Here is a 24,487-nt window from a genome sequence, read left to right on the forward strand (position 1 = left end):
CGCGGCGCGTGGTGGTCGATCCGAGGGCGGCCCGAGCAAGACGTGGCGAGCCGCTTAGATCATTGTACCGGGCGGAATTCGCAACCACGTCGCACCCGAGGGCAAACCGGCTGGCACTCAACGCAGCGCATCTTTTTCCTCAGCGCCGGGACTCCCCCCAACCCGGCGGGGATCTGAGGAGACCCCTGATGACCGGTGAAGCCATTGTTGAGCGGCGCGGCGAGGACATCGTACGAGCGAACATGCCGCTGGTCGGGCACCTGGTCCGGGAGATACTGGCCCGGGTACCGGCGCACGTGAACCGCGACGACCTGCTCTCCGCCGGATACGCCGCGCTGGTGGCTGCCGCACGAGGATTCGACCCGGAGCGCGGGGTGCCGTTCCCGCGCTTCGCCGCCGCACGGGTACGCGGCGCCCTGCTGGACGAGTTGCGCGGCCTTGACTGGGCCAGCCGCTCGGTACGCCAGCGGGCTCGGCGTACCGACTCGGCACGAGAGGAACTGATCGCCGAGCTCGGGCGGATCCCGACCGTTCAGGAGGTCGCGGAGCGGCTCGGCTGCACGGTCGAGGACATCGAGCACTCCCAGGACGACGTGCATCGCGCGACGGTCTTCAGCCTTCAGGGCTTCGCCACCGCGACGGCCGACGACATCGTCACCGAGCCGGGCGCCGGACCGGAGGAGATGTTGCTGCGCCGGGAGCGGTTCGGCTACCTGCGGCACGCCGTGGAGGCCCTGCCGGACCGCCTCCGGGTGGTGGTCCAGGGTTACTTCTTCGACGAGCGCCCGATGGCCCAGATCGCCGCCGAGCTGGGAGTGAGCGAGTCCAGGGTGTCGCAGCTGCGTGCCGAGGCACTGGTCCTGCTGCGGGACGGGCTCAACACCCACCTGGACCCGGCCCTGGCGGCGCAGAACCCGCCGAAGGAGGGCTGCGTCGCTCGCCGGCGCGCCGCGTACTACGACCGGATCGCCGGCTGCGGCACCCTGCGCACCCGGCTCGCGCTTACCGGCCCGGACGGCCTGCCGCTCGCGGCAGCCGCATAGACCATCGCGCAGGAAACGGGGCCCGCCGCGGTTCGCGGCGGGCCCCAATAACTTTCTCAGGCGTTGGCGCAGGTGCCGGCCTTCTTCTGGGCGGCGATCGCCTTGTCCGCACCCAGCTTGTAGAGGGCCAGCCCTTCCTTGGCCGGCTCCAGCTTCCAGGCGTCGCCCTCGTAGACCATCGTGTAGGACTGGGCCGCGACCAGCTGCTTCGCGATCACGATGGCCTTGTCGGTGCCCTCCATCCGGGCGCTGGTCAGCTGGATCGCCAGTCCCTTGCGGGAGCAGGCCTGGTTCAGCTTGACGTAGTCGTCCTTGCTGATCGCCTGCTTGCCGGCAGTGGTGTACATCTCCCAGGCGCCGGCGAAGTCCCCACCGCTGAACCGGTCGAACACCGTCTGCGCGGCGGACTTGGCGCCGTCCAGGGTCTTCTGCTCCGGTCCGCCCGCGGCGGCCGCGGCGGCGTTGCCGGCCGGCTCCTCGGCGTCGTCGGAGCAGGCGGTGGCGAAGGTGATCGTGGCGGTCGCGGCGAGGGCCACGGCGCTGAACCGTCGGTACGGGTGGTAGGAGTCCATGCACGGTTAATCCCGGGTGGCCGCCTGGCGTAACGCCCCGGCGTGTCGATGACGGAATCCTGACAGTCGCACCGCCGGCCGTAACCCGCCGGCCTTCCGCTATTCTGGTCGTTTGCGGAATTCGTTGCCGCAAACACAAAAAGGCAACCATGAAAATGGTTGCCAGCGGCGGAATGATAGCACGAAAAGGGGCGACTTTGTCAAGCTCGGGGCCTGAGATCGAATACGAACAGGCGTACTTGACCACGCTCTACCAGCGGCTGGATCAATTGCGTGAGCAGGCCGACACCCGCCTGCGCGCGATCCTGTTGGAGGCCGGCGGCACCCCACAGGGCCGCACCCAGCGCGAGGCCACCCGTAGTCACTACGCGGAACAACTCGCTCAGTTCAATTCCGTCGAGAACGGACTTTGTTTCGGCCGGCTCGACTTCAGTGCCCAGAATCCGCGCTACATCGGCCGGATCGGACTTTTCGCCGCGGATCGTGATCGGGATCCACTTCTGGTGGACTGGCGGGCGGCCGCCGCCCGGCCCTTCTACCTCGCCACCGCGGTGAGCCCGGACGGCGTGACCCGCAGGCGGCACCTGCGCACCCGGGGGCGGGTCCTCACCGGCATCGACGACGAGATCCTGGACATCGAGGCCGGCGACGGCACCGGCCGCGAGGACGTGACCGGTGAGGCGGCGCTGCTCTCCGCGCTGACCGCCAACCGCACCGGCCGGATGCGCGACATCGTCGAGACCATCCAGGCCGAGCAGGACGAGGTGATCCGGTCCGGGCTGCCCGGGGCGCTGGTGGTGCAGGGTGGTCCGGGGACCGGCAAGACCGCGGTCGCGCTGCACCGCGCGGCGTACCTGCTCTACACCTACCGGGAGCAGCTGACCCGCAGCGGTGTGCTGATTCTCGGCCCGAACACCACCTTCCTTCGCTACATCTCGCAGGTGCTGCCGTCGCTGGCCGAGACCGGAGTGCTGCTCGCCACCCTCGGTGACATGTTCCCCGGCGTCCGCGCCCGGGCCGTCGAGCCGCCGGCGGCCGCCGCGCTCAAGGGCTCGCCGCACATGCTCGACGTGCTGGAGAACGCGGTCGCCGACCGGCAGACCGTGCCGGACCAGTTCGTCGAGGTGGACCACGACGGCTACCCGGTGCGCATCGAGCGGGCCGTCCTCGAGGACGCCCGTGCCGTCGCCCGCCGGTCCGGCCGCCCGCACAACGTGGCCCGGCAGCTCTTCGTGACCGAGGCGATCCACCAGCTCTCCCTGCAGATCGCCGAGCGGATCGGCGCGGACCCGCTGGGCGGCGACAACCTGCTCTCCGAGGCCGACCTGGCCGAGACCCGCCGGGAGCTGCGTGAGGACGTCGACGTCCAGCAGGCACTCTTCGACTTCTGGCCGGTGCTCACGCCACGCCAGGTGCTGCGTGACCTGCTCACCGACGACGACCGCCTGGAATCGGCCGGCTGCACCCCGGCGGAACGCGCGCTGCTGCTGCGTGACCGGGACGCCGGCTGGACGCCGGCCGACGTGCCGTTGCTCGACGAGCTCGCCGAGCTGCTCGGTATCGACGACACCCTCAAGGTGCGCGAGCAGCAGCGCCAGCGCCGAGCCGCGATCGAGTACGCGGAAGGCGTCCTCGAGATCGTCGAGGGCTCCCGGTCGCTGGACTTCGAGGACGAGTCCGCCGAGAAGGACGAGATCCTCTCGGCGCTCGACGTGGTGGACGCCAGCGCCTTCGTCGAGCGGCACGAGGTGCTCGACACGCGTACCGCCGCGGAGCGGGCCGCCACCGACCGCACCTGGGCCTTCGGGCACGTGATCGTCGACGAGGCGCAGGAGCTGTCGCCGATGGCCTGGCGCCTGCTGATGCGCCGCTGCCCGAGCCGCTCGATCACCGCGGTCGGTGACGTCGCGCAGACCTCGGAGCTGGCCGGGAGCACCAGCTGGGAGCAGATCTTCGAGCCGTACGTGGCGCAGCGCTGGCGTCTGGTCGAGCTGAGCGTCAACTACCGCACCCCGGCCGAGGTGATGGCGGTCGCGGCCGACATCCTGGCCGCGATCGATCCCGCGCTGCGGCCGCCGCGTTCGGTGCGTTCGGCCGGCGTCACGCCGTGGGCACGCCGGGTGCCGGCGGCCACTCTCGCCGAAGAGCTGATCGCCGACGTACGCAAGGAGGCCGCCCTGATCGAGGAGGGCCGGCTCGGCGTCCTGGTGCCCGAGCGGCTGGAGGCCTCGCTCGGCGCCGAGCTGGTCGCGGCGATTCCCGGCGCGGCCGTGGGTGAGCAGCCCGACCTGCTCAACCACGTCGTCCTGATGACCGTCCGCCAGGCCAAGGGCCTGGAGTTCGACTCGGTCCTGGTCGTCGCGCCCGACGAGATCGTCGCGGAGAGCCCGCGCGGGCTCTCCGACCTCTACGTCGCGGTCACCCGGGCCACCCGGCATCTCGGTGTGCTGCACACCGACGATCTGCCCGGGGTGCTGTCCTCCCTCGCCTGAGACCGCCGGGGTGCTCCCCTCGGAGCACCCCACCAGGCAATATCGCCTTTTTCGGGTGTTATCCGCCGCTAAGGTGGCGGCATGGCGGAGTTCACGGTGTCGACGGCGAGCGCGGACGACATGCGACTGATCGCGGCCTGGGCGCGCGACGAGGGCTGGCACCCGGGGGACGGTGACGAGAACGTCTTCTTCCCCACCGACCCGGGCGGTTTCCTCGTCGGTCGGCTGGACGAGCGGCCGATCAGCTCGATCGCGGCGATCCGGTACGGGAGCGGGCACGGGTTCATCGGGCTCTACCTGACGGTTCCGGAGTTCCGTGGCCGGGGCTACGGCCTGAAGACCTGGCAGGCCGGCATGGAACGGCTCGCCGGACGCCACATCGGTCTCGACGGGGTCGTCGCCCAGCAGGAGAACTACCGCAGGTCCGGGTTCCAGCAGGCGTGGATCACCACCCGGTACGAGGGGGTGCTCGCCGGTGCGGAGACGGCACCCGGCCTCGAGGTGGTGGAGGCCTCGGAGGTCCCGTTCGGCGAGCTGGCCGCGTACGATCGCCGGTTCTTCCCGGCCGAGCGCGACGCCTTCCTGGCGCTCTGGATCACCGCGCCGGGACGGCACGGGGTGGCGGTGATCCGCGACGACCGGGTGGCCGGGTTCGCGGTCCGGCGGCCCGCCGGGGACGCCGACCGGATCGGGCCGGTGTTCGCCGACGACCTGGCCGCCGCCGAGACGCTGCTGGCGGGTCTGAGCACCGACTACGAGATGCCGGTGCTCCTCGACGTGCCGGGGACCAACCCGGAGGCGGCGAAGCTGGCCGGGCGGCTCGGGCTGGAGCCGGCCTGGGACACCGCCCGGATGTACACCTCCGGCACGCCCGAGATGGATCTGTCCGGTATCTACGCCGTGACGAGCCTGGAGCTGGGCTGACGAAAAGGGCCCGGCGGATGCCGGGCCCTTCTCCTGCTGCTCTGGTCAGGCGGCGGTAGCCGGCTGCTTGTGCGTGCCGCGGCCGATCGCGGTGTGTCCGTGCGCGTTCGTCATGGCGAGACGGCTGTGCATGGTGGTGTTGTTCGCGATGTTGGCGTAGTAGGTGGCACGCCGGCGCGCGGTGATGCTCTCCGGGTTGTCCGGAACCGGCGCCAGGTCCGGGTTGAGGTGGGTGTTCAGACCGTCCTTGAGCAGCGAGAGCGCCTCGGCGCGCAGCTGCGAGACCCGCGACTCGGTGACGCCCAGGTCGGCGGCGATGTCCGCCATCGGGCGCTCGTTCAGGAAGTACTCGGTGACGACGGTCTGCAGGCGCTCCGGCAGCGAGTCGATGGCGTGGTGCAGGTAGCCGATCTGCTCGCGGCGCAGCAGCATCTCCTCCGGGCCCGGGTCACGCTCGGTGACCAGGTCGTCGGCGCTGCTGGTGGTGAAGCCCTGGAGCGAGAGCACGGTGGCGCGCTGCACGTCGGTGTCGGTCTGGTGCAGCTCGCTCGTGGTGGTGCCGAGCGCCTGGGCCAGCTCCTCCGGCGTGGGCGTACGGCCCAGCGTGGTGGTGAGCTGCTGGCGGGTCACGTCGGTGTTGCGGGCCTTGGACCGCACCGAGCGGGTCGCCCAGTCCAGCGCGCGCAGCTCGTCCAGGAGCGCGCCACGGATCCGGGTGCCGGCGAAGCGGTGGAACGGGACGCCGCGGTTCGGGTCCCAGCCGCGGACCGCGGTGACCAGGGCGTGCAGGCCGGCGCTGGTCAGGTCGTCGCGGTGGATGTGGTTGGGGATGCGGCTCAGCATGTCCCGCACCAGGTGGCCGACCAGCGGCATGTGCGTGCGGATCAGCTCCTCCTGCTCCGCGGCGGAGAGCACGGGCGTGGCGGTAGCGGTGTCGGCGGCGAAGTCGGCAGCGGTCGTCACGGTGCTGGTCATGTCGTTTCCCCCGGTTGTTGTCGGCGCCCGATGGCTGGTGGGCGTCGGCTGACAGGGAGAACTTTCCGGCGCGGAGGGTGCACGTACCGGTCACGCACAGTTGCGTACCAGTTGCATCCGGACCGCGTTCCCGGCGTTGGTGGTCCATCGGCGCCCGGCGGGCCTGGTTGAGGGTTCCGGCCCGGTGGTGCAGGGTGTGCCGCATGGATCTGACTGACACCGCCGGGCTGGTCGCCCTTCTCGCCGGCCTGCTCATCGCGACCGGGGTGATCGGCGTGATGCTGCCGGTGCTACCCGGCCTGCTGCTCAGCTGGAGCGGTGTGTTGCTCTGGACGCTGCTCGGAGGCGGCGGAGCTGGCGTGCGGTGGGCGATCCTGGTGGTCGCCACGCTGATCGCCGGCGCCGGCCTGGTGATCAAGTTCCTCTGGCCGGGCAAGCGGCTGAAGAGCACCGGGGTGCCGACGTCGGCGCTGATGGCCGGCGGTGTGCTGGGCCTTATCGGGTTCTTCGTGATACCCGTGATCGGCCTGGTTCTAGGCTTCCTGCTCGGCGTCTGGCTGGTCGAGCTGAACCGGGTGGGTCACGAGCGCGCGTGGCCGTCCACCCGGTCGGCGTTCGCCGCGGTCGGGCTCTCACTGCTCGTCGAGTTCGCCGCCGCACTGGCCATCGCGGTGGTCTTCGTCCTCGGCCTGATCATCGCGTAGAACGGGCCAGCCGGCGCCGGCGCCGTTGCGTGAGCAGCAGCAACAGCGGCGCGGCGGTCAGGACGACGGCGACCGACAGCGCCGCCGCCACGGCGAGACCACGCGGAGCGGACGGCCGGGCCGTCCCGCTCTCCGTCTCGCCGCCGACCGCCTTCTCCTCCTCCGCCGGAGCCGCGGCCTTCGCCTCGGCCACCTCCTCGGGCGTCACCAGGTGGCCGACCGACGTGCCCTTGGGCTGCGCGAAACCCCAGTCGAGCAGCTTGGCGCCCTGCTCCCAGCCGCGCAGTGGCCGGGCCTCGGCGCCGAGGAGGGTGACCACCAGCCGGCGGCCGTCGCGCTCGGCCGCGCCGACATAGCTGTGGCGGGCCAGGGTGGTGAACCCGGTCTTGCCGCCGAGCGCGCCCGGGTAGTTGTAGACCAGCTTGTTCTCGTTCTGGAACTGGAAGCCGCCCACCTTCCGCGACTTCAGCTTCTGCGCCGGCATCTTCGCGGAACGGGTGAGCACGTACTTGCGGAAGTCGTCGTTCGCGAAGCACACCCGGGCGATCAGCGCCAGATCGTACGCACTGGTGAACTGCCCCTTGCCGTCCAGTCCGGACGGTGTCACCGCGTGCGTCTGGTTGGCGCCCAGCGACGCGGCCTTCGCGTTCATCGCGGCGACCGTCTTGGGCAGGCCGTCGTTGCCGCCGCCACCGGCCAGCCGGGCCAGGGCGTTGGCGGCGTCGTTGCCGGAGTTGAGCAGCAGGCCGAGCCAGAGCGTCGAGATCGGATAGACGCCGCCGACCACCAGGCCGACCGCGGAGCTGCCGGGCTCGATGTTCAGGTCGCCCCGGGTGATGGTCACCTTCTGCGCCGGATCCAGTTGTTCCAGCGCGGTCGCCGCCAGCAGGATCTTCTGCACGCTGGCCGGGGTCTGGTGCACGTGCGGCCCGCAGGCACCCAGCACCTCGCCGGTGTCCAGGTCGGCGACCAGCCAGGTGGTGGCGGTGACCGCCGGCGGTCTCGGGCTGCCCTCGGCGGCGACCAGCCCGTGCGTGGCGAGGGCGCTGCCGCCGACCGCCATGTCCGCGGGGTTCTCGGCCGGCGGCACCGGGCGCGGCGGCATGCTCGGAGCGGCGACCTTCGGCTTCGGGCAGGGAAGCTCGGCGGCGAGAGCCGGCGAGGCGGGCAGGGCGGCCGCGGGGACGGCGAACAACGTTGCGGCCAGTGCCGCGAGGATCCGGGTCACGGCCAGCGGGCCCCCGCCTCCAGCCGGCGGTCGAGCAGTTGCCCGAGTGGCATCGGCTCGCCGTCTCCGCCGCCCGCGCCCACGATCATCCGGGGCATGCTGGGGGAGAGGTCGGCGCCGGCGAACCGGGCCCGCAGCGAGGGCGGGACGGTCAGGATGTAGTACTCGCCGTCCTCGCCGACGGCCACCGAGCGGTCCGACTTCAGGTACCAGCCGCGGACGGTGGTCTTGTAGGTGGAGCGTCCGTCGAGCGTGCGGGCGGTCAGGGTGTGCGGTTCGAGCCCGCGCTCGGTGGCGCGCCGGACGAAGTCGTCGAGCAGTGCGGCGGCCCGGCGAGCCTCGGCGGCCCGTTCGGCCTCCAGTGCGGCGGCGCGGCCGGCCACCGCACGCCTCTGCTGCTCCCGCCAGTCGGCCTGCTCGTCCCGCATGGCGCCGACCCTAACGTGAACCCCGGGCCGGCGGCCAACCGGGCTTTCTCTGCGAATCCGGTGCCATTCCGTGTCGCTATTTTGATAACGGCGAGGCTTCGCCAGTGGCGAAAGAATTGCCGGATCGCGGCGGGGAGTTGCGCGGCACACCGGTTGCGAGCCAGACTGGGCGCGGTTGATTAATTTCTCTCGGGAGTCGTTATGGCGCGGCAGGTAATCACCACCCTGATCGACGATCTGGACGGCAAGAAGGCGGATCGGACCGTTGAGTTCAGCCTCGACGGCGTCAGCTACACGATCGACCTTTCCGAGGCCAATGCCGGAAAGTTGCGTAAGGCTCTGGACCCGTACATCTCCGCGGGCACACGTCTGGGGCGTACCGTGTCCGGGCGTATCGCCTCGCGCGGCGGGGCACCGGCCCGGACCGCGGGTTCGCGCGACGAGAACCGGCTGATCCGCGAGTGGGCGATCCAGAACGGGCACAAAATCTCCGAGCGCGGCCGCATTCCGCAGGAGGTCAGCAACGCGTACCGGGCGGCCCACGGTCGCTGATTCGCCGGTTGCGGCTGTGCCGGTGCCGCGCCACCGGCACAGCTCAGTTAAGGATCTCTCTGCGAGACGAACCGATAACTGGCGGTAAAGCCGGCGGGCTGGGAAATCCCACCCGTCCCAATTGAACCTATTTCAACGAGGCTGCGGCGGCAGCGGCCGGGCGGGCGGGCGGAAAAGCATAAAGCGCGCCGATAAAGCTAGCTCCGGAGCCGGGGTAGTTCGGCGGCAACCGCCTCCAGCACCTTCTCGTCACCGGCGTACCAACTGGACTGCCGCGGCCAGTGCGTGATGACGTCGGTGAAGCCGAGTTCCGCCGCTCTGCCGACCGCGTCCTCGAACGCCGCCACACTGCTCATCGAGTAAATCGGCGAGGTGTCCAGATTCAGATAGCGGTCCATCGCGTCGAGCGGGCGGCCGGCGGCGGTCAGGGCGGCTTCGAAACGGTCCTTGACCTCGGCCACCGAACGCCACCACGACTCCGGGCCGTCCACGTCGTGTGCGCCGGTGGTGACCCAGCCGTCGCCGTACCGGACCGCGAGGCGCAGCGCCCGCGGCCCGTTGGCGGCGACCACGAACGGCGTCCGGGGCTGTTGGACCGGGCCGGGGATGCTGCGGGCGTCCACCGCCGAGAACCAGGAGCCGGACCAGGTGGTGGCCGGCGACCGCAGGATCGTGTCGAACAGTTCCAGGAACTCGGCGAAGCGGTCCACCCGCTGCCGCGGGGTGAGCTCCGCGGCGCCCAGCACCGCCGAGTCGAAGCCGATCCCGCCTGCGCCCAGCCCGAGCAGCAGCCGGCCGTCCGAGATGTCGTCGAGCGCCACCGCCTCGCGGGCGAAATGCACCGGGTGACGGAAGTTCGGCGAGGCCACGTACGTCCCGAGACGGATCCGCGAGGTGACCATGGCGGCCGCGGTGAGGGTCGGTACCGAGTCGAACCACGGGCCGTCGATCAGATCGCGCCAGCCCAGGTGGTCGTACGTCCAGGCGTGGTCGAAGCCGTACTCCTCGGCCCGGCGCCACCGCCGGCTCGACTCGGCCCAGCGCTGGTCGGGGAGAATCACGATGCCGATGCGCATCGGCGAAGCGTACCGGGATCGTCAGGCGGTCCGGAGGCCGTCCTGGGAGCCGGGGAAGTCGGTGGCCGCGGTCTCGAACGCCCGCAGCGCCCGGACCAGCTCCTGCTGGGCCTCCGGTGGCATCCGGTCGAGCACGTCGGCGAGGGCTTCGCGGCGGCGCTCCCGCAGGTCGGCGAGAACTCGGCGGGAGGCGGGGGTGAGCAGCAGCCGCACCTCGCGGCGGTCCCGCGGGTCGGCGACCCGGCGCAGCAGCCCGGTCGCCTCCAGCCGGTCGCAGAGCCGGCTGGCCGAGGAGGGCACCACGCCGAGGGTCTCGGCCAGGCGGCTCATGTTGGTGTGCCGGTTACCGGCCACGATGGTGAGCACCCGCAACTGTGCGGGTGGTACGGCGGGGTGCTGCGCCAGCCGCGCCCGATCCAGGACGGCGACCAGCGACTCCACCGACGACTCGACGGTCGTGGCGACTTCGGTGGCACGCTCCATGCCGTTTCCCCGTAATGAGAGTCGCGGACCCATGAGCCTGTACCCCTACCCCGGACTCAGCGCCGCCAATCCAGGCAGACGGTGACCGCGTCATCCTCCGGCTCGGTGCCGGCGTGATAGTCGCGCAGACTCCGCATCACGGTACCCACCGCCTCGGTAGCCGGTTGGAGCCGTGTCCGCCGAAGTGCGCTGAGCAGCGCGGACTCACCGAACGATCGACGCCCGGAGGGCACCGCTCCGTGCACTCCATCGCTGACCACGAGCAGCCGGTCACCCGGCTCCAGCCGGAATCGCTGGATGTCGTAGTGCGCCTCACCGAACATGCCGAACGGCAACTGCTGCTCCAGCTCGACCGGCTTGATGTCACCGGACCGGGCGATCAGGCAGCGGGGCGAGCCGGCGTCGACCGCCGCCACACCGCCACCGACCAGGTCGATCTCCAGCAGCAGGGTGGAGACGTGCGCCGAGCCGCTGTGCCGGGAGTGCACCGCGTCGGAGGCGAGCTCCGCCTGCTCGACGATGTCGGCGCCACACCGGCGCGCGTTGCGCATGGCGTTGACGGCCAGCGAGGTGAGCAGGGCCGCCTCCATCCCGTCGCCGTGGCCGTTGAGCACCGTGACGGTGAGCTGGTCGCCGTCGAGGGACCAGTCGAAGTGATCACCGCGTACGTCGTACGCCGGCTCCAGCTGCCCGGCCACCAGGAAGCGCTCGTCGGCCAGCGATCGGCCGGGCAGCAGGTCCCACTGGAGCTCGGCGGCCATGGTGAGCCGGGCCCGGCGCTGGGCCCGCCGGTAGCGGTCGGTGCTGGTTCCGGCCGCGCGCAGCGCGATGGCCAGTTCGTCGGCGTGTGCCGCCAGTTCCTCGGTGAGTTCCGGTTCGGGGCGCGACGGGAGTTCCAGGCGCAGCACCCCGACCCGCTCGCCCCAGCAGTTCAGCGGGAGGTGCAGGCAGGTGGCACCGCTCGCGGTGGCCTGGGTGTCCGGCCGCTGGCTGCCGAGGCAGCGCAGCACGGCCGGCTCGGTGTCCGGCCCCGGGTCGCCGAGCAGCGGGCAGAGCGCGGAGAGCGTGAGGTCGGGGACGAAGACCTCCACCCGGTCGGCCGCGTAGTGCCGGCGCAGGTGATCGGCTGCCACCTCCGGGAGCCGATCGGGCGGCGCGGCACGCAGCAGGACACCGAGGGGAACCGGGCGGTCGGACAACTCTCACAACTCCTCTCCACAGTGGCAGGTATTTGTTATACGGCAAGCATTTTTGCGCCGGACAGGCCCCATAGGTCCGTCCGGCGCGGGTCAGGACCTCAGGCGAAGGACTTCTCGAAGTGGATCAGGCTTCCCGTGCGCGGACTCGACTGCATGCGCACGTTCTCGCCGAGCGCCTTGATCAGGAAGAGGCCGCGGCCTCGCTCGCTGTGCGCGGGCGGTGAGGCGGCGGCGTCCGCGCCGAGGTCGAAGCCGTTGCCCTCGTCGACCACGTCGATCGCGCAGTGGTCGTGGCCGACGTCGAGGCGCACCTCGAACTTGTCCGCTCCGCTGGCGTGCTTCACCACGTTGGCGCACGCCTCGGTGAGTGCGATCTCCAGATCGGCACCCGCCTGCCGGTCTACTTTCAGGATCGAGAGTGCGCAGCGCAGCAGCCGGCGTACGGCGGGGACGCTGTCCACCTCGCGGGGAAGGTTAAGCCGGACCGACATACGCATGGTTTTTCTGTGCCCCATCCTCCGTTCGATTAACCGCGCGCGGGTGACCGCCTCCCCGATTCGTGTTATCCATGGTCGCCGTGCCCGTCTCCCTTCCCAGGCCGAGACGCGCATGCCCAGGGAAGGCGGAACTATGGCTCGACAGTCCGACACCGCGACGGTGATCGCTGCCCGCGCCGGGGACCCGGCCGCGGTGGATCGACTGGTCGCCGGCTATCTGCCGCTGGTCTACACGATCGTCGGCCGCGCCCTGGAGGGTCACGCGGACGTCGACGACGTGGTGCAGGAGGTCATGCTGCGCGTCCTGCGCAACCTGGGCGATCTGCGTGATCCCGAGTCCTTCCGGTCCTGGCTGGTCGCCATCACCGTGCGCCAGGTGCGGGAACGATTCCGGGCCCGGCCGGCCGCGGTGCCGCTCGACCCCGAGCTGCGCGACCCGGGCGCCGACTTCACCGACCTGGCGATCACCCGGCTGGAGCTCTCCGGTCAGCGCCGGGAGACCGCCGAGGCGACCCGGTGGTTGGACGAGGAATACCGCGAACTGCTCTCGCTGTGGTGGCTGGAGGCCTCCGGCGAACTCACCCGCGACGAGATCGTCGCGGCCACCGGTGTCGGCCGCCAGCACACCGCGGTGCGGATCCAGCGAATGAAGGCCCAGTTGGAGACGGCCCGGGCGGTGGTCCGGGCGCTCAACCGGGCACCTCGCTGCGCCGACCTGATGGTCCTGCTCGACGCCTGGGACGGACGGCCGGGTTCGCTCTGGCGCAAGCGCATCGCGCGGCACACGCGCGACTGCCGCGCTTGCGCGCCGGCCTGGGAAAATCTGGTCGCGGCCGAAAGGCTGCTGACCGGCATGGCGCTGGTCCCGCTTCCGATCAACTTCAACCCCGTTCTCAGTACGGCCACACCTATTAGCCAAATCCAAGCCGTCCCCGTAAAGCTCGCGGCGAAGGCCGGCAGTTCCCTGGCACAGAAGGTGCTCGTGGGAGTGCTCGCCACCGGAGCCGTCGCCGGTGGCGGTGCGGCCGTCGTCGCGTACCGCGCCCCGGCGGAGCCGGTCAATGCGGCAGTGGTCGCCGCGCCCGAGGTCTCCCGCTCGCCGATCGCGCCGCCCACCTCACCGGCCGCGTCGCCGGCGCCGTCGCTCCCGCCCTCCGTCGCACCGTCCCCGTCGAAGTCCGCGAAGCGGACGAGCGCCGCCCCCGCCGCCGCCGCGGAACAGTCCGCCAAGAAGGGCGTCGGGGTGTGGAAGTGCGCCGGGGCGAAGGGTGCGCTCAAGGACGTCGGCGCGGGCTGGTACTACAGCTGGGCGCCGAGCGACGACGAGGTGCCGGGCCCGGCCGGCGTCGAGTTCGTGCCGATGATCTGGGGGAAGGCGAATGTCACCGACGCCACCCTGAAACAGGCGAAGGCCGAGGGCGACGTGCTGCTCGGCTTCAACGAGCCGGACCTGGCCGAGCAGTCGAACATGAACGTCGAGGACGCCCTGGCCGCCTGGCCACGCCTGGAGTCCACCGGAATGAAGCTGGTCAGCCCGGCCGTCGCGTTCGGCGGGGACACCCCGGGCGGCTGGCTCGACCGCTTCATGAAGGGCGCCACCGAGAAGGGGCTGCGGGTCGACGCGATCGCCCTGCACTGGTACGGCTCCGACTTCAGCGCCGCCGCCGTGAACCAGTTCCTCGGCTACGTCGACGCCGTGCACAAGCGGTACGGCAAACCGATCTGGGTCACCGAGTTCGGCCTGATCAACTTCGGTGGGCCGCAGAAGTACCCGAGCGACGCGCAGAAGGTCCGGTTCATCGAGGGCGCCACCACCGGCCTGGAGAAGCGCTCGTTCGTCCAGCGGTACGCCTGGTTCGGGCTCCCGGCCGTCGGGGACAGCGTGGACTTCGGGCTTTACAAGGACGGCAAGACGCCCACCGAGGCGGGGAAAGCCTACCGCGCAGCGGGTTAGGCTGCCTTCATGATTCGGTTCGGGTACAAGGCGTCGGCGGAACAGTTCGCGCCGGCTGAACTGCTCAGGTACGGCATCCTCGCGGAGGAACTGGGCTTCGACTCGGTCTTCATCAGCGACCACCTCCAGCCGTGGCGGCACGACGGCGGTCACGCCCCGGCGGCACTGCCGTGGCTGGGTGCGCTCGCCGCGCGTACCGAAAAGGTGTTGATCGGGACCAGCGTGCTGACCCCGACGTTCCGCTACCACCCGGCTGTGGTCGCCCAGGCCTTCGCCACCCTCGGCTGCCTCGCGCCGGGCCGCGCCGTGCTCGGCGTCGGCTCCGGCGAGTCGCTCAACGAGGTGCTGCTCGGCACGCAGTGGCCGGACGGCAAGGAGCGCTTCGCCCGTCTCAAGGAGGCGGTCCTGCTGATCCAGAAGCTCTGGGCCGAGGACCGGGTGACCTACGAGGGCCAGTTCTACAAGACCGAGAACGCCACCATCTACGACAAGCCCGCGACGCCGGTGCCGATCTACATCGGCGCCTCCGGGCCGGCCGCGACCCGGCTGGCCGGGCGGATCGCCGACGGGTTCATCACGACCAGCGGCAAGGGCCACGGGCTATACACCGACACGCTGCTCCCGGCGGTCACCGAGGGTGCCGAGAAGGCCGGCCGCAAGGTCGACGACCTGGACCTGATGATCGAGGTGAAGGTCTCCTTCGACGCGGACCTGGAGCAGGCGCGCAACGACACCCAGTACTGGGGTGCGCTGGCCCTGTCACCGGAGGAGAAGACCGGCGTCGAGGACCCGATCGAGATGCAGCGCCTCGCCGACGCGCTGTCGGTCGAGCGGACCGCCACCCGGTGGATCGTCTCGTCCGACCCGGAGGAGCACGCGCTGAAGGTCGCGGAATACCTCGACATGGGCTTCAAGCACCTGGTGTTCCACGCGCCGGGCCCGGATCAGGAGCGTTTCCTGCGGCTGTACGCCGGCGAGATCCTGCCGCGCCTGCGCTCCCGCTCCTCCGCATAGGCCGGCTGAGCGGTCACGGCTGGCGGGGGCGGGGAACCGAGCGCAGGTGACCGCTGCGCGGGCCGGTCGGGCCGGTCGCCTCGCCGTTGATCACGCGCAGGTTGGGGCGGCCCTGGAGGCGGCGCCGTCCCGATTCCCGGGGGGTGGCCGCCTCGGTCTCGACCCGGTTGTCCCGCCACCGCCGACGGCTGAACGGTTCGCCGTCGCTGCGGCGGAAGGACGCCGTCGACCCGGCGAACCTGCGGTCGGCGAAGCCGGGATCGCCGGGAAGCGTCCCGCCGTCCCGCCGGTCCAGGCCGGCCAGGACGCGGTCCAGGTTGGGGGCGGGCCAGCCACGGGCACCGTTGACGTACCCGTCCGCGGTGGCCGGCAGGTGCGGGGTGTTGACCAGCGGGTGCGCCGGCTCGGCCACCGGTGACGAGCCGGTGAGGACGACGATGCTCTCCTCGGTTCCGGTGCGGGTGGTCCGGCGCCGGTCGGCGTACTCGGAGACGAGGGCCCGGACGGCCGGCAGCAGCGGTGAGCCGGCCCGGCCGGTCGGTGAGTAGACGCCGGCGGGCAGTTCGGCGACGTGCAGCCGGGCCGTGGTGGTACGAACCGTCAGCAGCGGCTCGACCTCCGGCCCGTCACCGCGTACCGGCTCGGTGCCGGCGACCCGGGGCAGGCCCAGCCGGCCCGCGGTGTCCCGCCAGAACGCCCGGTACCCGAAACCGGGGTCGCTGGGACGGCACCCGAAGAGCACGCTCATCACCCAGAGCAGGACGAGATCCGCACATCGGGCCAGCGGGCCGGCGTCCGGGCCGGCCGGGGCGCCCGGTGCGGTGAGATAGCGGGAGCCGTGGACCACGTCGGCGCCGTCGCGCAGGGCCGCCACGAACCGCGGCACGTCGGCCGGGTCGCAGGTGCCGTCGCCGGGCAGGGTGACCACCACGTCCCCGGTGCTCTCCGCGACGCCGCAGGCGATCGCGTTGCCGGGACCGGTACGCGTCTGCCGGATCACCCGCGCGGCCCGGGGGAGGGGACGGCTGGTGTCCGCGCCGGGGCCGACCACGACGATGATCTCGTGGACCGGTGGAAGGGCGCCGAGCAGCAGGGGCAGCTTGTCAGCCGTGCCCGCCGGAATCACCACGCTTACCGAGGGTGAAGCTGGACGATCACCGGGGCGACCCTGAACTGTCATCTTGGTGCGGCTCCCGGCTCGGTGTAGGTGCCTTGTCAAGCTACCGGCCTGCACCGCGCCGGCAACCGGCCAGACGGTTGATGGTGATCATCTCAGTGGGCCGAACCCCCTCATCAAGATCGTCTATCGTGGCGGCATGATTACTGTGCGTACGGGTTGGTAGGGTGATCGATGTGAAACCGAGCGGCATCAAGGCGGTCGTCTTCGACCTGGACGGGGTCATCATCGACACCGAGGAGGTCTGGGAGGAGGTCCGCCGGGGTTACGTGGCCGAGCACGGCCGCGAGTTCCTGCCGGACACCCAGGACCGGATGATGGGTATGAGCACCGGGGAGTGGTCCGCGCACCTCGCCGACGAGGTGGGCGTGCCGCGTACCGCCGAGCAGGTCGCCGCCGACGTGCTGGGCCGGATGGCCGCGCGGTACCGGGAGGCGCTCCCGCTGATCCCCGGCTCGGTCGAGGTGGTCCGGGCCCTCGGCGCCCGCTACCGGCTCGCGCTGGCCAGCTCGTCCGCGCGGATCCTGATCGACCAGGTGCTCGAGACCGCCGGGCTGACCGGTGAGTTCGAGGTGACGCTGTCCACCGAGGAGGTTCCTCGTGGCAAGCCGGCGCCGGACGTCTACCTCACCGCGGTGGCCGGGCTCGGGCTCACCCCGGCCGACTGCGTGGCGATCGAGGACTCCAGCAACGGGCTCCGCGCGGCCGGCGCGGCCGGGCTGACGGTGATCGCCGTCCCGCACGGTGTGTACCCGCCGGCCGCCGATGCTCTGGCCCAGGCGAAACTCGTGGTGGACAGCATCACCGAGGTGACTCCGGAGGCGGTCGCCCGCCTGGTGTGAAAGATCTTCGATCCGGGTATCTGCCGGGCCGACTTTCTCGGAGGTGGGCCCGTGGATGGACTCCGGCTCGACGTGAGCTTCGTCGACTATCTGATTCTCACGATCTATTTCGTCACGGTGCTGGGCGTGGGGTTCGCCGCCCGGCGCGCGATCAAGAGCAGCGCCGACTTCTTCCTCTCCGGGCGCTCGATGCCCGCCTGGGTCACCGGTCTGGCCTTCATCTCGGCCAACCTGGGCGCCCTCGAGGTCATCGGGATGTCCGCCAACGGCGCCGAGTACGGCATGATGACGGTCCACTACTTCTGGATCGGCGCCGTACCGGCAATGGTCTTCCTGGGCATCGTGATGATGCCGTTCTACTACGGCTCCAAGGTCCGCAGCGTGCCGGAGTTCCTGCGGCTGCGCTTCAACCGGCCGACGCACCTGTTCAACGCGCTCAGTTTCGCGGTGGCCCAGGTGCTCATCGCCGGCGTCAACCTGTACGCACTGTCCCTGATCCTGCAGGCCCTGCTCGGCTGGCCACTCTGGTTGTCGATCGTGGTCGGCGCCGCCATCGTGCTGGCCTACATCACCCTGGGCGGGCTCTCCTCGGCGATCTACAACGAGGTGCTCCAGTTCTTCGTGATCGTGGCGGGCCTGCTGCCGATCACCATCATCGGCCTGGTCAAGGTCGGCGGCATCGACGGCCTGTTCGACAAGGTGCGCCAGTCCCCGCTCGGCGAGGCCGGCCTGCACACGTGGGCGGACACCGGCGGCACCGACAACCCGCTCGGCGCGCACTGGATCGGCATCGTGTTCGGGCTGGGCTTCGTGCTCTCGTTCGGCTACTGGACGACGAACTTCGCCGAGGTGCAGCGGGCGCTGAGCGCCAAGGACATGAACGCGGCGCGGCGTACGTCGATCATCGGCGCCTTCCCGAAGCTGCTGGTGCCGGCGATCACCATCATCCCCGGTCTGATCGCGCTGGTGACCATCCAGGGGCTGGGCGCCGAGGAGGGCGACCTCATCTACAACAACGCGATCCCGCTGCTGATGCGCGACCTGCTGCCGAACGGCGTGCTGGGAGTGGCGGTGACCGGCCTGGTCGCGTCCTTCATGGCCGGCATGGCGGCCAACGTGAGCGGGTTCAACACCGTCTTCACGTACGACATCTGGCAGACCTACGTCCGCCGCCACCGCAGCGACGGGTACTACCTGCGGGTCGGCCGGATCGCGACGATCGCCGGCATCGTGGTCGGCATCGGCACGGCGTTCATCGCGGCCGGCTTCAGCAACATCATGAACTACATCCAGGCGCTGTTCTCGCTGTTCAACGCGCCGCTGTTCGCCACCTTCATCGTCGGCATGTTCTGGAAGCGGATGTCCGCGTGGGCCGGCTTCTGGTCCCTGCTGCTCGGCTTCCTCGCCTCGCTCACGCTCTACATCCTGCACCTGACCGAGGTGGTGCACTTCAACTCGGACCTGGAGGAGAGCTTCTGGGGAGCGGGTCTCGCCTTCGTGACCGCGGTCGTGGTGGCGCTGATCGTCACGCCGTTCACCCCGGGCAAGCGGGACGACGAACTGCGCGGCCTCGTCTACGGCCTGGGCGGCCCGACCACCTCCGGTGAAGTGATCATCGCCTCCGAGAAGGTCTGGTGGCGTAATCCGGTTCTGCTCGGCTTCATCGCCCTCGCGCTGGCCGTCCTCCTGTACATCCCCGTCTGGTGAGGAGACACCCGATGACCGACAAGGATGAGGAGAAGGTGGCGACCGCCGCCCGGCTCTTCGACGTACGCACCGTGATCGGTGGCCTGTTCCTGATCTACGGCTTGATCGTCACGCTGATCGGGCTCTTCGACGGCGAAACCGAGCTGGACAAGGCGGAGGGCGTACGGATCAATCTGTGGATGGGTCTGGGGATGCTCGCGCTCGGGCTGCTCATGCTGCTCTGGCTCAAGCTCAACCCGCCGGGGCCGCCGCGGGACCCGGACGTCGAGGACGAACTGCCGCCCGACGAACGGGCCGCCCGCGAGTCTTGATGGCCGGAACGGTGTTGCCCGGGTGCTGTCTCGTTGCAGGTCACCGAATCTTCAAGAGGCGCATCCGGACAACCGATAACGGGGGCATGTCATTTCTCGCCCCCATCAGCAGCGTCACCGGCTCCGGCGGCCGCCGCGGCGCCGCCTGGCAGATCCAGTTGCGTGTCGACTTCGTGGTCAACAAGGTCATGCAAACCCACCGCGGACAGAGTCAAGATCTCGTAAAGGAGGTCATCCAGAACCAGCTACGCATTTACGGCGTGGTGCCCAACGTCCGGCAGGTCGCGCAGTACGCGAGCGCCATCTCCTCGTTGCCACCCAACGGCTGATCGTCATCGCGCTGGGAATCGCAGGATCCGATCGTCCCCGTCACGCCGGTCGCCGCGGCCGTCGGTGTTCGAAGTGGTCAACCACAGCGAACCATCCGGCGCCACGGCGACCGTGCGCAGCCGGCCGTATCTCCCGGTGAACTCGGCCCTGGTCCGCCCGCCACCCAGCGGTACGGTCCACAGCCGCTCCCCGCGCAGCGCGGCGACGTACAGCGTGTCCCCGGCGACCGCGGCTCCGCTCGGGGACGCCTCGTCGGTGGTCCACTGGACGATCGGATTGACGTACCGGTCGTCGTCGCCGCGGCCTTCCACCTCGGGCCAGCCGTAGTTCTTGCCCTTCTCGATGACGTTCACCTCGTCCCAGGTGTTCTGCCCGAACTCGATGCCGTACATCCGGCCCTGACCGTCCCAGGCCAGGCCCTGCACGTTGCGGTGTCCCAGGGTCCAGACCGGGGAGCCGTCCCACGGGTTGCCCGGCGCCGGCTCGCCGTCCGGCGTGAGCCGCAGGATCTTGCCGCTCGGATCGTCCCGGTCCTGTGAGCGCGGTTCCTCGCTGGCGTCCCCGGTCCCGACGTAGAGCATCCGGTCCGGCCCGAACGCGATCCGGCCGCCGTTGTGCCGCGGCCCCTTGGTGATGCCGTCGAAGATGACTTCGGCCGCTCCGCCGCCCAGCTTGAACCGGACGATCCGGTTGTCGTCCGCCGCGGTGAAGTAGGCGTACACCAGCTCGGTCTCGGCGTAGTCCCCGGCGACCGCGAGACCCAGCAGGCCACCCTCGCCGCCCGCGTCCACGCCCGCCACCCGGTACACCTCCCGCGGCTGCGCCCCCGGTTTCACCTGGAGGACGCGGCCGGTGTTCCGTTCCGCCGCCAGCGCGCTGCCGTCCGGCAGGAAGGCGAGACCCCACGGCACGTTCAGCCCGGTCGCCACCGTCTCCGGGGCGGACAGGTCGGGTGTGCCGCGGGGGACCGGCGCGGCGGCGGTCGTGGACGGGAGCGCCGAAACCGAGGGGACCGGCTGCACGGTGGGCGGGGTTGCGTCGCCGTTGGAGGAGCAGGCGGCGAGCAGCACGACGCCGGTCGCGGCGAGAACCAGCCGGGCGGATTCCATCCGTCAACGGTGCCACGATCTAGCCACTCCGGCTGGCCTCGCGCTGGTCAATCCGCGTTAAATGTGGCTGTTTGCCGGATTCGGCGCCGCGATGAGGCCCAAGATGGGGGCCGCGCGGTGCGGTGGCCGCGAGGGCGGAGATGAGGTTTTGCGAGCTTTGGCACGGCCGGTCACGGCCGCGATCCTCACTCTCACCACCCTGTTCGGGTACGCGCCACAGCCGGCCCGCGCCGATCCGGGAGTGGGCGTGCCGCCACGCACCCGGTACGACAGCGTCACCACGATCGCCTGGGAGCCCTGCCCCGAGGACGAGCGGACGCAGTGCGGGACGATGCACGTACCGGTCGACTGGACCCGGCCGTACGGGCCGCGGATCGACGTGTCCCTGGCTCGCCGCCCGGCCGCCGACCCGTCGCGGCGGCTCGGGGTCCTCATGGTGAACCCCGGCGGCCCGGGCGTCTCGGCGGTCAACATGGCCCTCGACACCAGCTTCTTCAACGCCGAGGTGTCCGAGCGGTTCGACATCGTCGGCCTCGACCCGCGCGGGGTGGGCCGCAGCGCACCGGTCCTCTGCGATCAGAAGCTGGTCGACGAGAAGCCGTCACCGCTGCCCACCACCGAGGCCGAGTTCGACGCGATCGCCACGTTCAACCAGCGGCTGGCCGCGGACTGCTCGGCGCGTTCCGGGCCGGCCTTCCATCACGCGGACTCGGTCAGCGTGGTCCGCGACATGGAGGCCGTGCGCATCGCCCTCGGTGAACCGCAGATCAACTTCTACGGCGCCTCGTACGGCACGCTGATCGGGCAGCTCTACGGCGAGTTCTACCCGCAGCGGCTGCGCGCCCTGGTCCTGGACAGCGTGATGGACCACAGCGTGGGCGTCGACGACTTCCTGACCCAGTCGGCCGACGCCGCGCAGGACGCCTTCGACGAGTTCATCGCCTGGTGCGCCCGGGACAACCGGTGCGTGCTGCGCGGCCAGGACATCCCGGCGATGTGGGCGGCGCTGATGAGACGGGCCGCGGCCGGAACCTTGGTGGACCCGTACGACCCACCGAACCGCCTGCGGGTCTGGGATCTGATGTCATCGGCGTTCAGCGCCTTCTACGACCCGCAGTGGTACTCCTTCGCGCACTACCTGAAGGAGGCGTCCCAGTCGAAACCGGCCGGGCGGCGGGGCCGCATGCCGGTCGACCTGACCCCGCACAGCTTCCCGGCCGTGGTCTGCCAGGACTGGTCGCTGCCGGTCGGCGGGTTCACCGGATACCGCGACCGGCTGCGTGCCCTCGCCGCCCGGGCTCCGCAGATCCTCGGCTCGCCGCTGGCCCTGACCGCCGTGGCCGGTTGTCTCGGCTGGCCGACCCGGCCGGTCAACCCGCAGCGCGCGGTCCAGCCGGCGGCCGGCCCGGTGCTGCTGGTCAACGCGCGCCATGACCCGGCCACCGCACACACGTGGGCGAAGCAGGTCGCCGGGCAGCTGGGGCCGTCCGCCCGGCTGCTCACCTACGAGGGGTGGGGGCACGTCACCTACTCCCACAGCAAGTGCGTGAGCGAGGCGGTGGATCGCTATCTGATCGACCTGCGCCTGCCCGCGGCCGAGGCGAGCTGCCCGGCCATCGAGCCGGAGCCGTACGGCGTCGGCTGAGCCCACCGGTTGTGTCCAGCCCCGATCACGGGTAGGCAAAGTATTGACAACCGACACTGTCCGACCTGGAGGGCCGATGCGGTTCCTGCCCGCACTGACAGCGCTGTCACTGACCACCATGGGGGTCGTGGTCGCCTCCCCGCCCGCCACCGCGGGCGGCAACCCGGCCCTCGGCCCGACCGCCACCGGATACGGCGGCGCGGTCGCCACCGTCGACGCCAACGCCACCGCGGTCGGCCTGGACGTGCTCCGGCGCGGCGGCAACGCGGTCGACGCCGCCATCGCGGCCGCCGCCACGCTCGGGGTGACCGAGCCGTTCTCGGCCGGGATCGGCGGCGGCGGCTTCTTCGTCTACTACGACGCCAAGCGGAAGAAGATCTCCACCATCGACGGGCGGGAGACGGCCCCGGCCTCGGCCACCGAGAGACTCTTCATCGACCCGGCCGACGGGTTGCCGTACGACTTCAACGAGGCGCGGGTCAGCGGGCTGTCGGTCGGCGCGCCCGGCACGCTGGCCACCTGGGAGTCGGCCGCCCGCAAGTGGGGCACCCGGTCGCTGTCCAGCCTGCTCCAGCCGGCCGCCCGGGTCGCCGAGGAGGGTTTCGTCGTCGACGCGACGTTCAACCAGCAGATCGCCGCCATCGCGCCCGCGTTCGGCCAGTTCAGTTCGACCAGCGAGCTCTACCTGCCCGGCGGCGCGCCTCCGGCGGTGGGCAGCATCCAGCGCAACCCGGATCTCGCGGCCACCTACCGGCTGATCGCGCGCAAGGGCACCGATGTCTTCTACCGCGGGGCGATCGGTGCGGATCTGATCGAGACGGTGCAGAACCCGCCGATCGCCGACGATCCGATCGGCGACTGGGCGTACCCGATCCGGCCCGGCGCCCTGACCCGTGCCGACCTGGCCGGTTACCGGCTGCGCTACCCGGATCCGGTGCGCTCCGACTACCGCGGGCTGACCGTCTACGGCATGAACACGCCGTCCAGCGGCGGCACCGCGGTCGGTGAGGCCCTGAACATCATCGAGAAGGGCCTGCCGGCGTCCGCCTCGACCACCGAGAAGCTGCACTACTACCTGGAGGCGTCGGCGCTCGCCTTCGCCGACCGCAACCGGTACGTCGGCGCGGACACCCCGCAACGGACCATCCGGCGGCTGCTCTCGGACCGCTGGGCGGCGCAGCGGGCCTGCCAGATCGACCCGGGCAAGGCGCTCACCAAGCCGGTTCCGCCCGGTGACATTACGGCCACCGGCTGCACCCCGGCCACCGTCGGCGGACCGGCCGAGCAGGGACAGAGCACCACCAACCTCACCGTCGCCGACAAGTGGGGCAACATCGTCGAGTACACGTTCACCATCGAGGCCACCGGCGGCAACACCATGGTCGTGCCGGGCCGCGGCTTCGTCCTGAACAACGAGCTGACCGACTTCAACTTCGCCCCGACCCAGGGCGACGCGCCCGACCCCAACCTGCCCGGCCCGGGCAAGCGACCGCGCAGCTCGATGTCGCCGACCATCGTGCTCTCCGACGGCAAGCCGTTCCTCGCCCTCGGCTCGCCGGGTGGCGCGACCATCATCACGACCGTGCTTCAGATGATCCTCAACCGGGTCGATCTGGGCATGACCCTGCCGGAGGCGATGGCCGCACCGCGAGCCTCGCAGCGCAACACCGCCGGCATCCAGGCCGAGCCGGCGTTCCACACGCGGTACGGGCCGGCGCTCACCGCACTCGGCCACACCTTCGCTCCCGATGTGGCGGAGCTGGGCGCGGCGACCGCCATCGAGTTCACCAGGGGCGGCGGCTTCATCGCCTCGTCCGAACCGTCCCGCCGGGGCGGTGGTGCGGCCGCGGTGGTCCGCCCGGCCCGCTAGCTGTGATGTCCAGCCAGGTTGTTCAACCGGGTGATGGGTGCCAGCTTGCCGATCGCGGTGTGGGGCCGGTGGTGGTTGTAGTCGTGCAGGAAGCCGGGTAGGGCAGCGCGGCGAGTTTTTTCGCTGGTGTAGTGCTTGGCGAAGGCCCAGCCGTCGGCCAAGGTGCGGTGGAAGCGTTCGATCTTGCCGTTGGTCTGCGGCCGGTAAGGGCGGGTCTTCTTTACCGTGATGCCGAGCTCGGCGCAGGTCGTGGCCCAGAGCCGGGATTTGTAGGCGGAGCCGTTGTCGGACAGCACACGGCGGGTGGTGACGCCGCGTTCGGTGAACCAGGCGACCGCGCGGCGGAGCACGCTGG

24 protein-coding genes are annotated in these 24,487 nt (G+C 70.9%); 13 read left to right on the plus strand and 11 right to left on the minus strand.

Annotated features, from left to right (window positions below; all coding sequences use genetic code 11):
* The first annotated feature begins 188 nt into the window (after window positions 1-188).
* A complete protein-coding gene (locus I4J89_RS47405) occupies window positions 189-1,043 on the plus strand; it encodes a sigma-70 family RNA polymerase sigma factor (RefSeq protein WP_196420830.1) in 855 nt (284 codons plus the stop codon).
* A gap of 56 nt (window positions 1,044-1,099) precedes the next feature.
* On the opposite strand, the gene I4J89_RS47410 is transcribed toward I4J89_RS47405, so the two are convergent.
* The gene (locus tag I4J89_RS47410; RefSeq protein WP_196420831.1) at window positions 1,100-1,615 is read right to left on the minus strand and encodes a hypothetical protein; all 516 of its coding nucleotides are present in this window, start codon (window positions 1,613-1,615) and stop codon (window positions 1,100-1,102) included.
* A gap of 173 nt (window positions 1,616-1,788) precedes the next feature.
* Between I4J89_RS47410 and I4J89_RS47415 the strand changes: the two genes are divergently transcribed.
* Window positions 1,789-4,107: a HelD family protein gene (locus I4J89_RS47415; protein WP_373688222.1), complete on the plus strand. Its 2,319-nt coding sequence runs from the start codon at window positions 1,789-1,791 to the stop codon at window positions 4,105-4,107.
* Between the two features lie 81 nt (window positions 4,108-4,188).
* On the plus strand, window positions 4,189-5,031 hold the full coding sequence (locus I4J89_RS47420; protein WP_196420832.1) for a GNAT family N-acetyltransferase: 843 nt from the start codon (window positions 4,189-4,191) through the stop codon (window positions 5,029-5,031).
* 45 nt (window positions 5,032-5,076) lie between these two features.
* Here the strand turns inward: I4J89_RS47420 and I4J89_RS47425 are convergent, their stop codons facing one another.
* Complete coding sequence (locus I4J89_RS47425; RefSeq protein ID WP_196420833.1) at window positions 5,077-6,006, minus strand: sigma-70 family RNA polymerase sigma factor; 930 nt, start codon at window positions 6,004-6,006, stop codon at window positions 5,077-5,079.
* A gap of 203 nt (window positions 6,007-6,209) precedes the next feature.
* On the opposite strand from I4J89_RS47425, the gene I4J89_RS47430 reads away from it, so the two are divergent.
* Window positions 6,210-6,710: a DUF456 domain-containing protein gene (locus tag I4J89_RS47430; RefSeq protein WP_196420834.1), complete on the plus strand. Its 501-nt coding sequence runs from the start codon at window positions 6,210-6,212 to the stop codon at window positions 6,708-6,710.
* On the opposite strand, the gene I4J89_RS47435 is transcribed toward I4J89_RS47430, so the two are convergent.
* Window positions 6,700-7,944, minus strand: a complete 1,245-nt coding sequence (locus I4J89_RS47435; RefSeq protein WP_444876229.1) for a D-alanyl-D-alanine carboxypeptidase family protein — start codon at window positions 7,942-7,944, stop codon at window positions 6,700-6,702. The two genes, I4J89_RS47430 and I4J89_RS47435, sit on opposite strands and share 11 nt — an antisense overlap.
* Entirely contained in the window at window positions 7,935-8,366 is a 432-nt protein-coding gene (locus tag I4J89_RS47440; protein ID WP_196420836.1) for a hypothetical protein, read from the minus strand. The genes I4J89_RS47435 and I4J89_RS47440 overlap by 10 nt, the downstream gene beginning before the upstream one ends.
* A gap of 201 nt (window positions 8,367-8,567) precedes the next feature.
* On the opposite strand from I4J89_RS47440, the gene I4J89_RS47445 reads away from it, so the two are divergent.
* Entirely contained in the window at window positions 8,568-8,918 is a 351-nt protein-coding gene (locus tag I4J89_RS47445; protein WP_196420837.1) for a histone-like nucleoid-structuring protein Lsr2, read from the plus strand.
* 197 nt (window positions 8,919-9,115) lie between these two features.
* On the opposite strand, the gene I4J89_RS47450 is transcribed toward I4J89_RS47445, so the two are convergent.
* The 4 genes from I4J89_RS47450 to I4J89_RS47465 all read right to left on the minus strand — a co-directional run bounded on the left by I4J89_RS47450 (window position 9,116) and on the right by I4J89_RS47465 (window position 12,173).
* Window positions 9,116-9,994: an LLM class flavin-dependent oxidoreductase gene (locus tag I4J89_RS47450; protein ID WP_196420838.1), complete on the minus strand. Its 879-nt coding sequence runs from the start codon at window positions 9,992-9,994 to the stop codon at window positions 9,116-9,118.
* Between the two features lie 21 nt (window positions 9,995-10,015).
* Window positions 10,016-10,477: a MarR family winged helix-turn-helix transcriptional regulator gene (locus I4J89_RS47455; RefSeq protein WP_196420839.1), complete on the minus strand. Its 462-nt coding sequence runs from the start codon at window positions 10,475-10,477 to the stop codon at window positions 10,016-10,018.
* Between the two features lie 56 nt (window positions 10,478-10,533).
* Window positions 10,534-11,676 carry a PP2C family protein-serine/threonine phosphatase gene (locus tag I4J89_RS47460; RefSeq protein ID WP_196420840.1) on the minus strand — a complete coding sequence of 381 codons (1,143 nt, stop codon included), beginning with the start codon at window positions 11,674-11,676 and terminating at the stop codon, window positions 10,534-10,536.
* 98 nt (window positions 11,677-11,774) lie between these two features.
* Window positions 11,775-12,173: an ATP-binding protein gene (locus tag I4J89_RS47465; protein WP_196420841.1), complete on the minus strand. Its 399-nt coding sequence runs from the start codon at window positions 12,171-12,173 to the stop codon at window positions 11,775-11,777.
* 133 nt (window positions 12,174-12,306) lie between these two features.
* Here I4J89_RS47465 and I4J89_RS47470 point away from each other — a divergent pair, with 133 nt between their 5' ends.
* The gene (locus I4J89_RS47470) at window positions 12,307-14,127 is read left to right on the plus strand and encodes a sigma-70 family RNA polymerase sigma factor (RefSeq protein WP_196420842.1); all 1,821 of its coding nucleotides are present in this window, start codon (window positions 12,307-12,309) and stop codon (window positions 14,125-14,127) included.
* A gap of 9 nt (window positions 14,128-14,136) precedes the next feature.
* Window positions 14,137-15,141 carry a glucose-6-phosphate dehydrogenase (coenzyme-F420) gene (fgd, locus tag I4J89_RS47475; RefSeq protein WP_196420843.1) on the plus strand — a complete coding sequence of 335 codons (1,005 nt, stop codon included), beginning with the start codon at window positions 14,137-14,139 and terminating at the stop codon, window positions 15,139-15,141.
* A gap of 13 nt (window positions 15,142-15,154) precedes the next feature.
* On the opposite strand, the gene I4J89_RS47480 is transcribed toward fgd, so the two are convergent.
* Window positions 15,155-16,270, minus strand: coding sequence for a glycosyltransferase (locus I4J89_RS47480; protein ID WP_196420844.1), 1,116 nt, complete (start codon window positions 16,268-16,270; stop codon window positions 15,155-15,157).
* A gap of 215 nt (window positions 16,271-16,485) precedes the next feature.
* Here I4J89_RS47480 and I4J89_RS47485 point away from each other — a divergent pair, with 215 nt between their 5' ends.
* From I4J89_RS47485 to I4J89_RS47500, 4 genes are all read left to right on the plus strand, one after another.
* Window positions 16,486-17,160: an HAD family hydrolase gene (locus I4J89_RS47485; protein WP_196420845.1), complete on the plus strand. Its 675-nt coding sequence runs from the start codon at window positions 16,486-16,488 to the stop codon at window positions 17,158-17,160.
* Window positions 17,161-17,211: 51 nt separating this feature from the next.
* A complete protein-coding gene (locus I4J89_RS47490) occupies window positions 17,212-18,867 on the plus strand; it encodes a sodium:solute symporter family protein (RefSeq protein ID WP_196420846.1) in 1,656 nt (551 codons plus the stop codon).
* 11 nt (window positions 18,868-18,878) lie between these two features.
* Window positions 18,879-19,178, plus strand: coding sequence for a hypothetical protein (locus tag I4J89_RS47495; protein WP_196420847.1), 300 nt, complete (start codon window positions 18,879-18,881; stop codon window positions 19,176-19,178).
* 86 nt (window positions 19,179-19,264) lie between these two features.
* On the plus strand, window positions 19,265-19,507 hold the full coding sequence (locus I4J89_RS47500) for a hypothetical protein (protein WP_196420848.1): 243 nt from the start codon (window positions 19,265-19,267) through the stop codon (window positions 19,505-19,507).
* A 3-nt stretch (window positions 19,508-19,510) separates the two neighbouring features.
* Here I4J89_RS47500 and I4J89_RS47505 read toward each other — a convergent pair whose 3' ends face one another.
* Entirely contained in the window at window positions 19,511-20,617 is a 1,107-nt protein-coding gene (locus tag I4J89_RS47505) for a PQQ-dependent sugar dehydrogenase (protein ID WP_196420849.1), read from the minus strand.
* 148 nt (window positions 20,618-20,765) lie between these two features.
* Between I4J89_RS47505 and I4J89_RS47510 the strand changes: the two genes are divergently transcribed.
* Entirely contained in the window at window positions 20,766-22,262 is a 1,497-nt protein-coding gene (locus I4J89_RS47510) for an alpha/beta hydrolase (protein ID WP_230860803.1), read from the plus strand.
* Window positions 22,263-22,338: 76 nt separating this feature from the next.
* Entirely contained in the window at window positions 22,339-24,132 is a 1,794-nt protein-coding gene (gene ggt, locus I4J89_RS47515; RefSeq protein ID WP_196420851.1) for a gamma-glutamyltransferase, read from the plus strand.
* On the opposite strand, the gene I4J89_RS47520 is transcribed toward ggt, so the two are convergent.
* Window positions 24,129-24,487: integrase core domain-containing protein (locus tag I4J89_RS47520; RefSeq protein ID WP_196420852.1), on the minus strand; the 359-nt coding region annotated here is incomplete at its 5' end. The two genes, ggt and I4J89_RS47520, sit on opposite strands and share 4 nt — an antisense overlap.

Source organism: Actinoplanes aureus (assembly GCF_015704865.1).
In the GTDB taxonomy this organism is placed as follows: domain Bacteria; phylum Actinomycetota; class Actinomycetes; order Mycobacteriales; family Micromonosporaceae; genus Actinoplanes; species Actinoplanes aureus.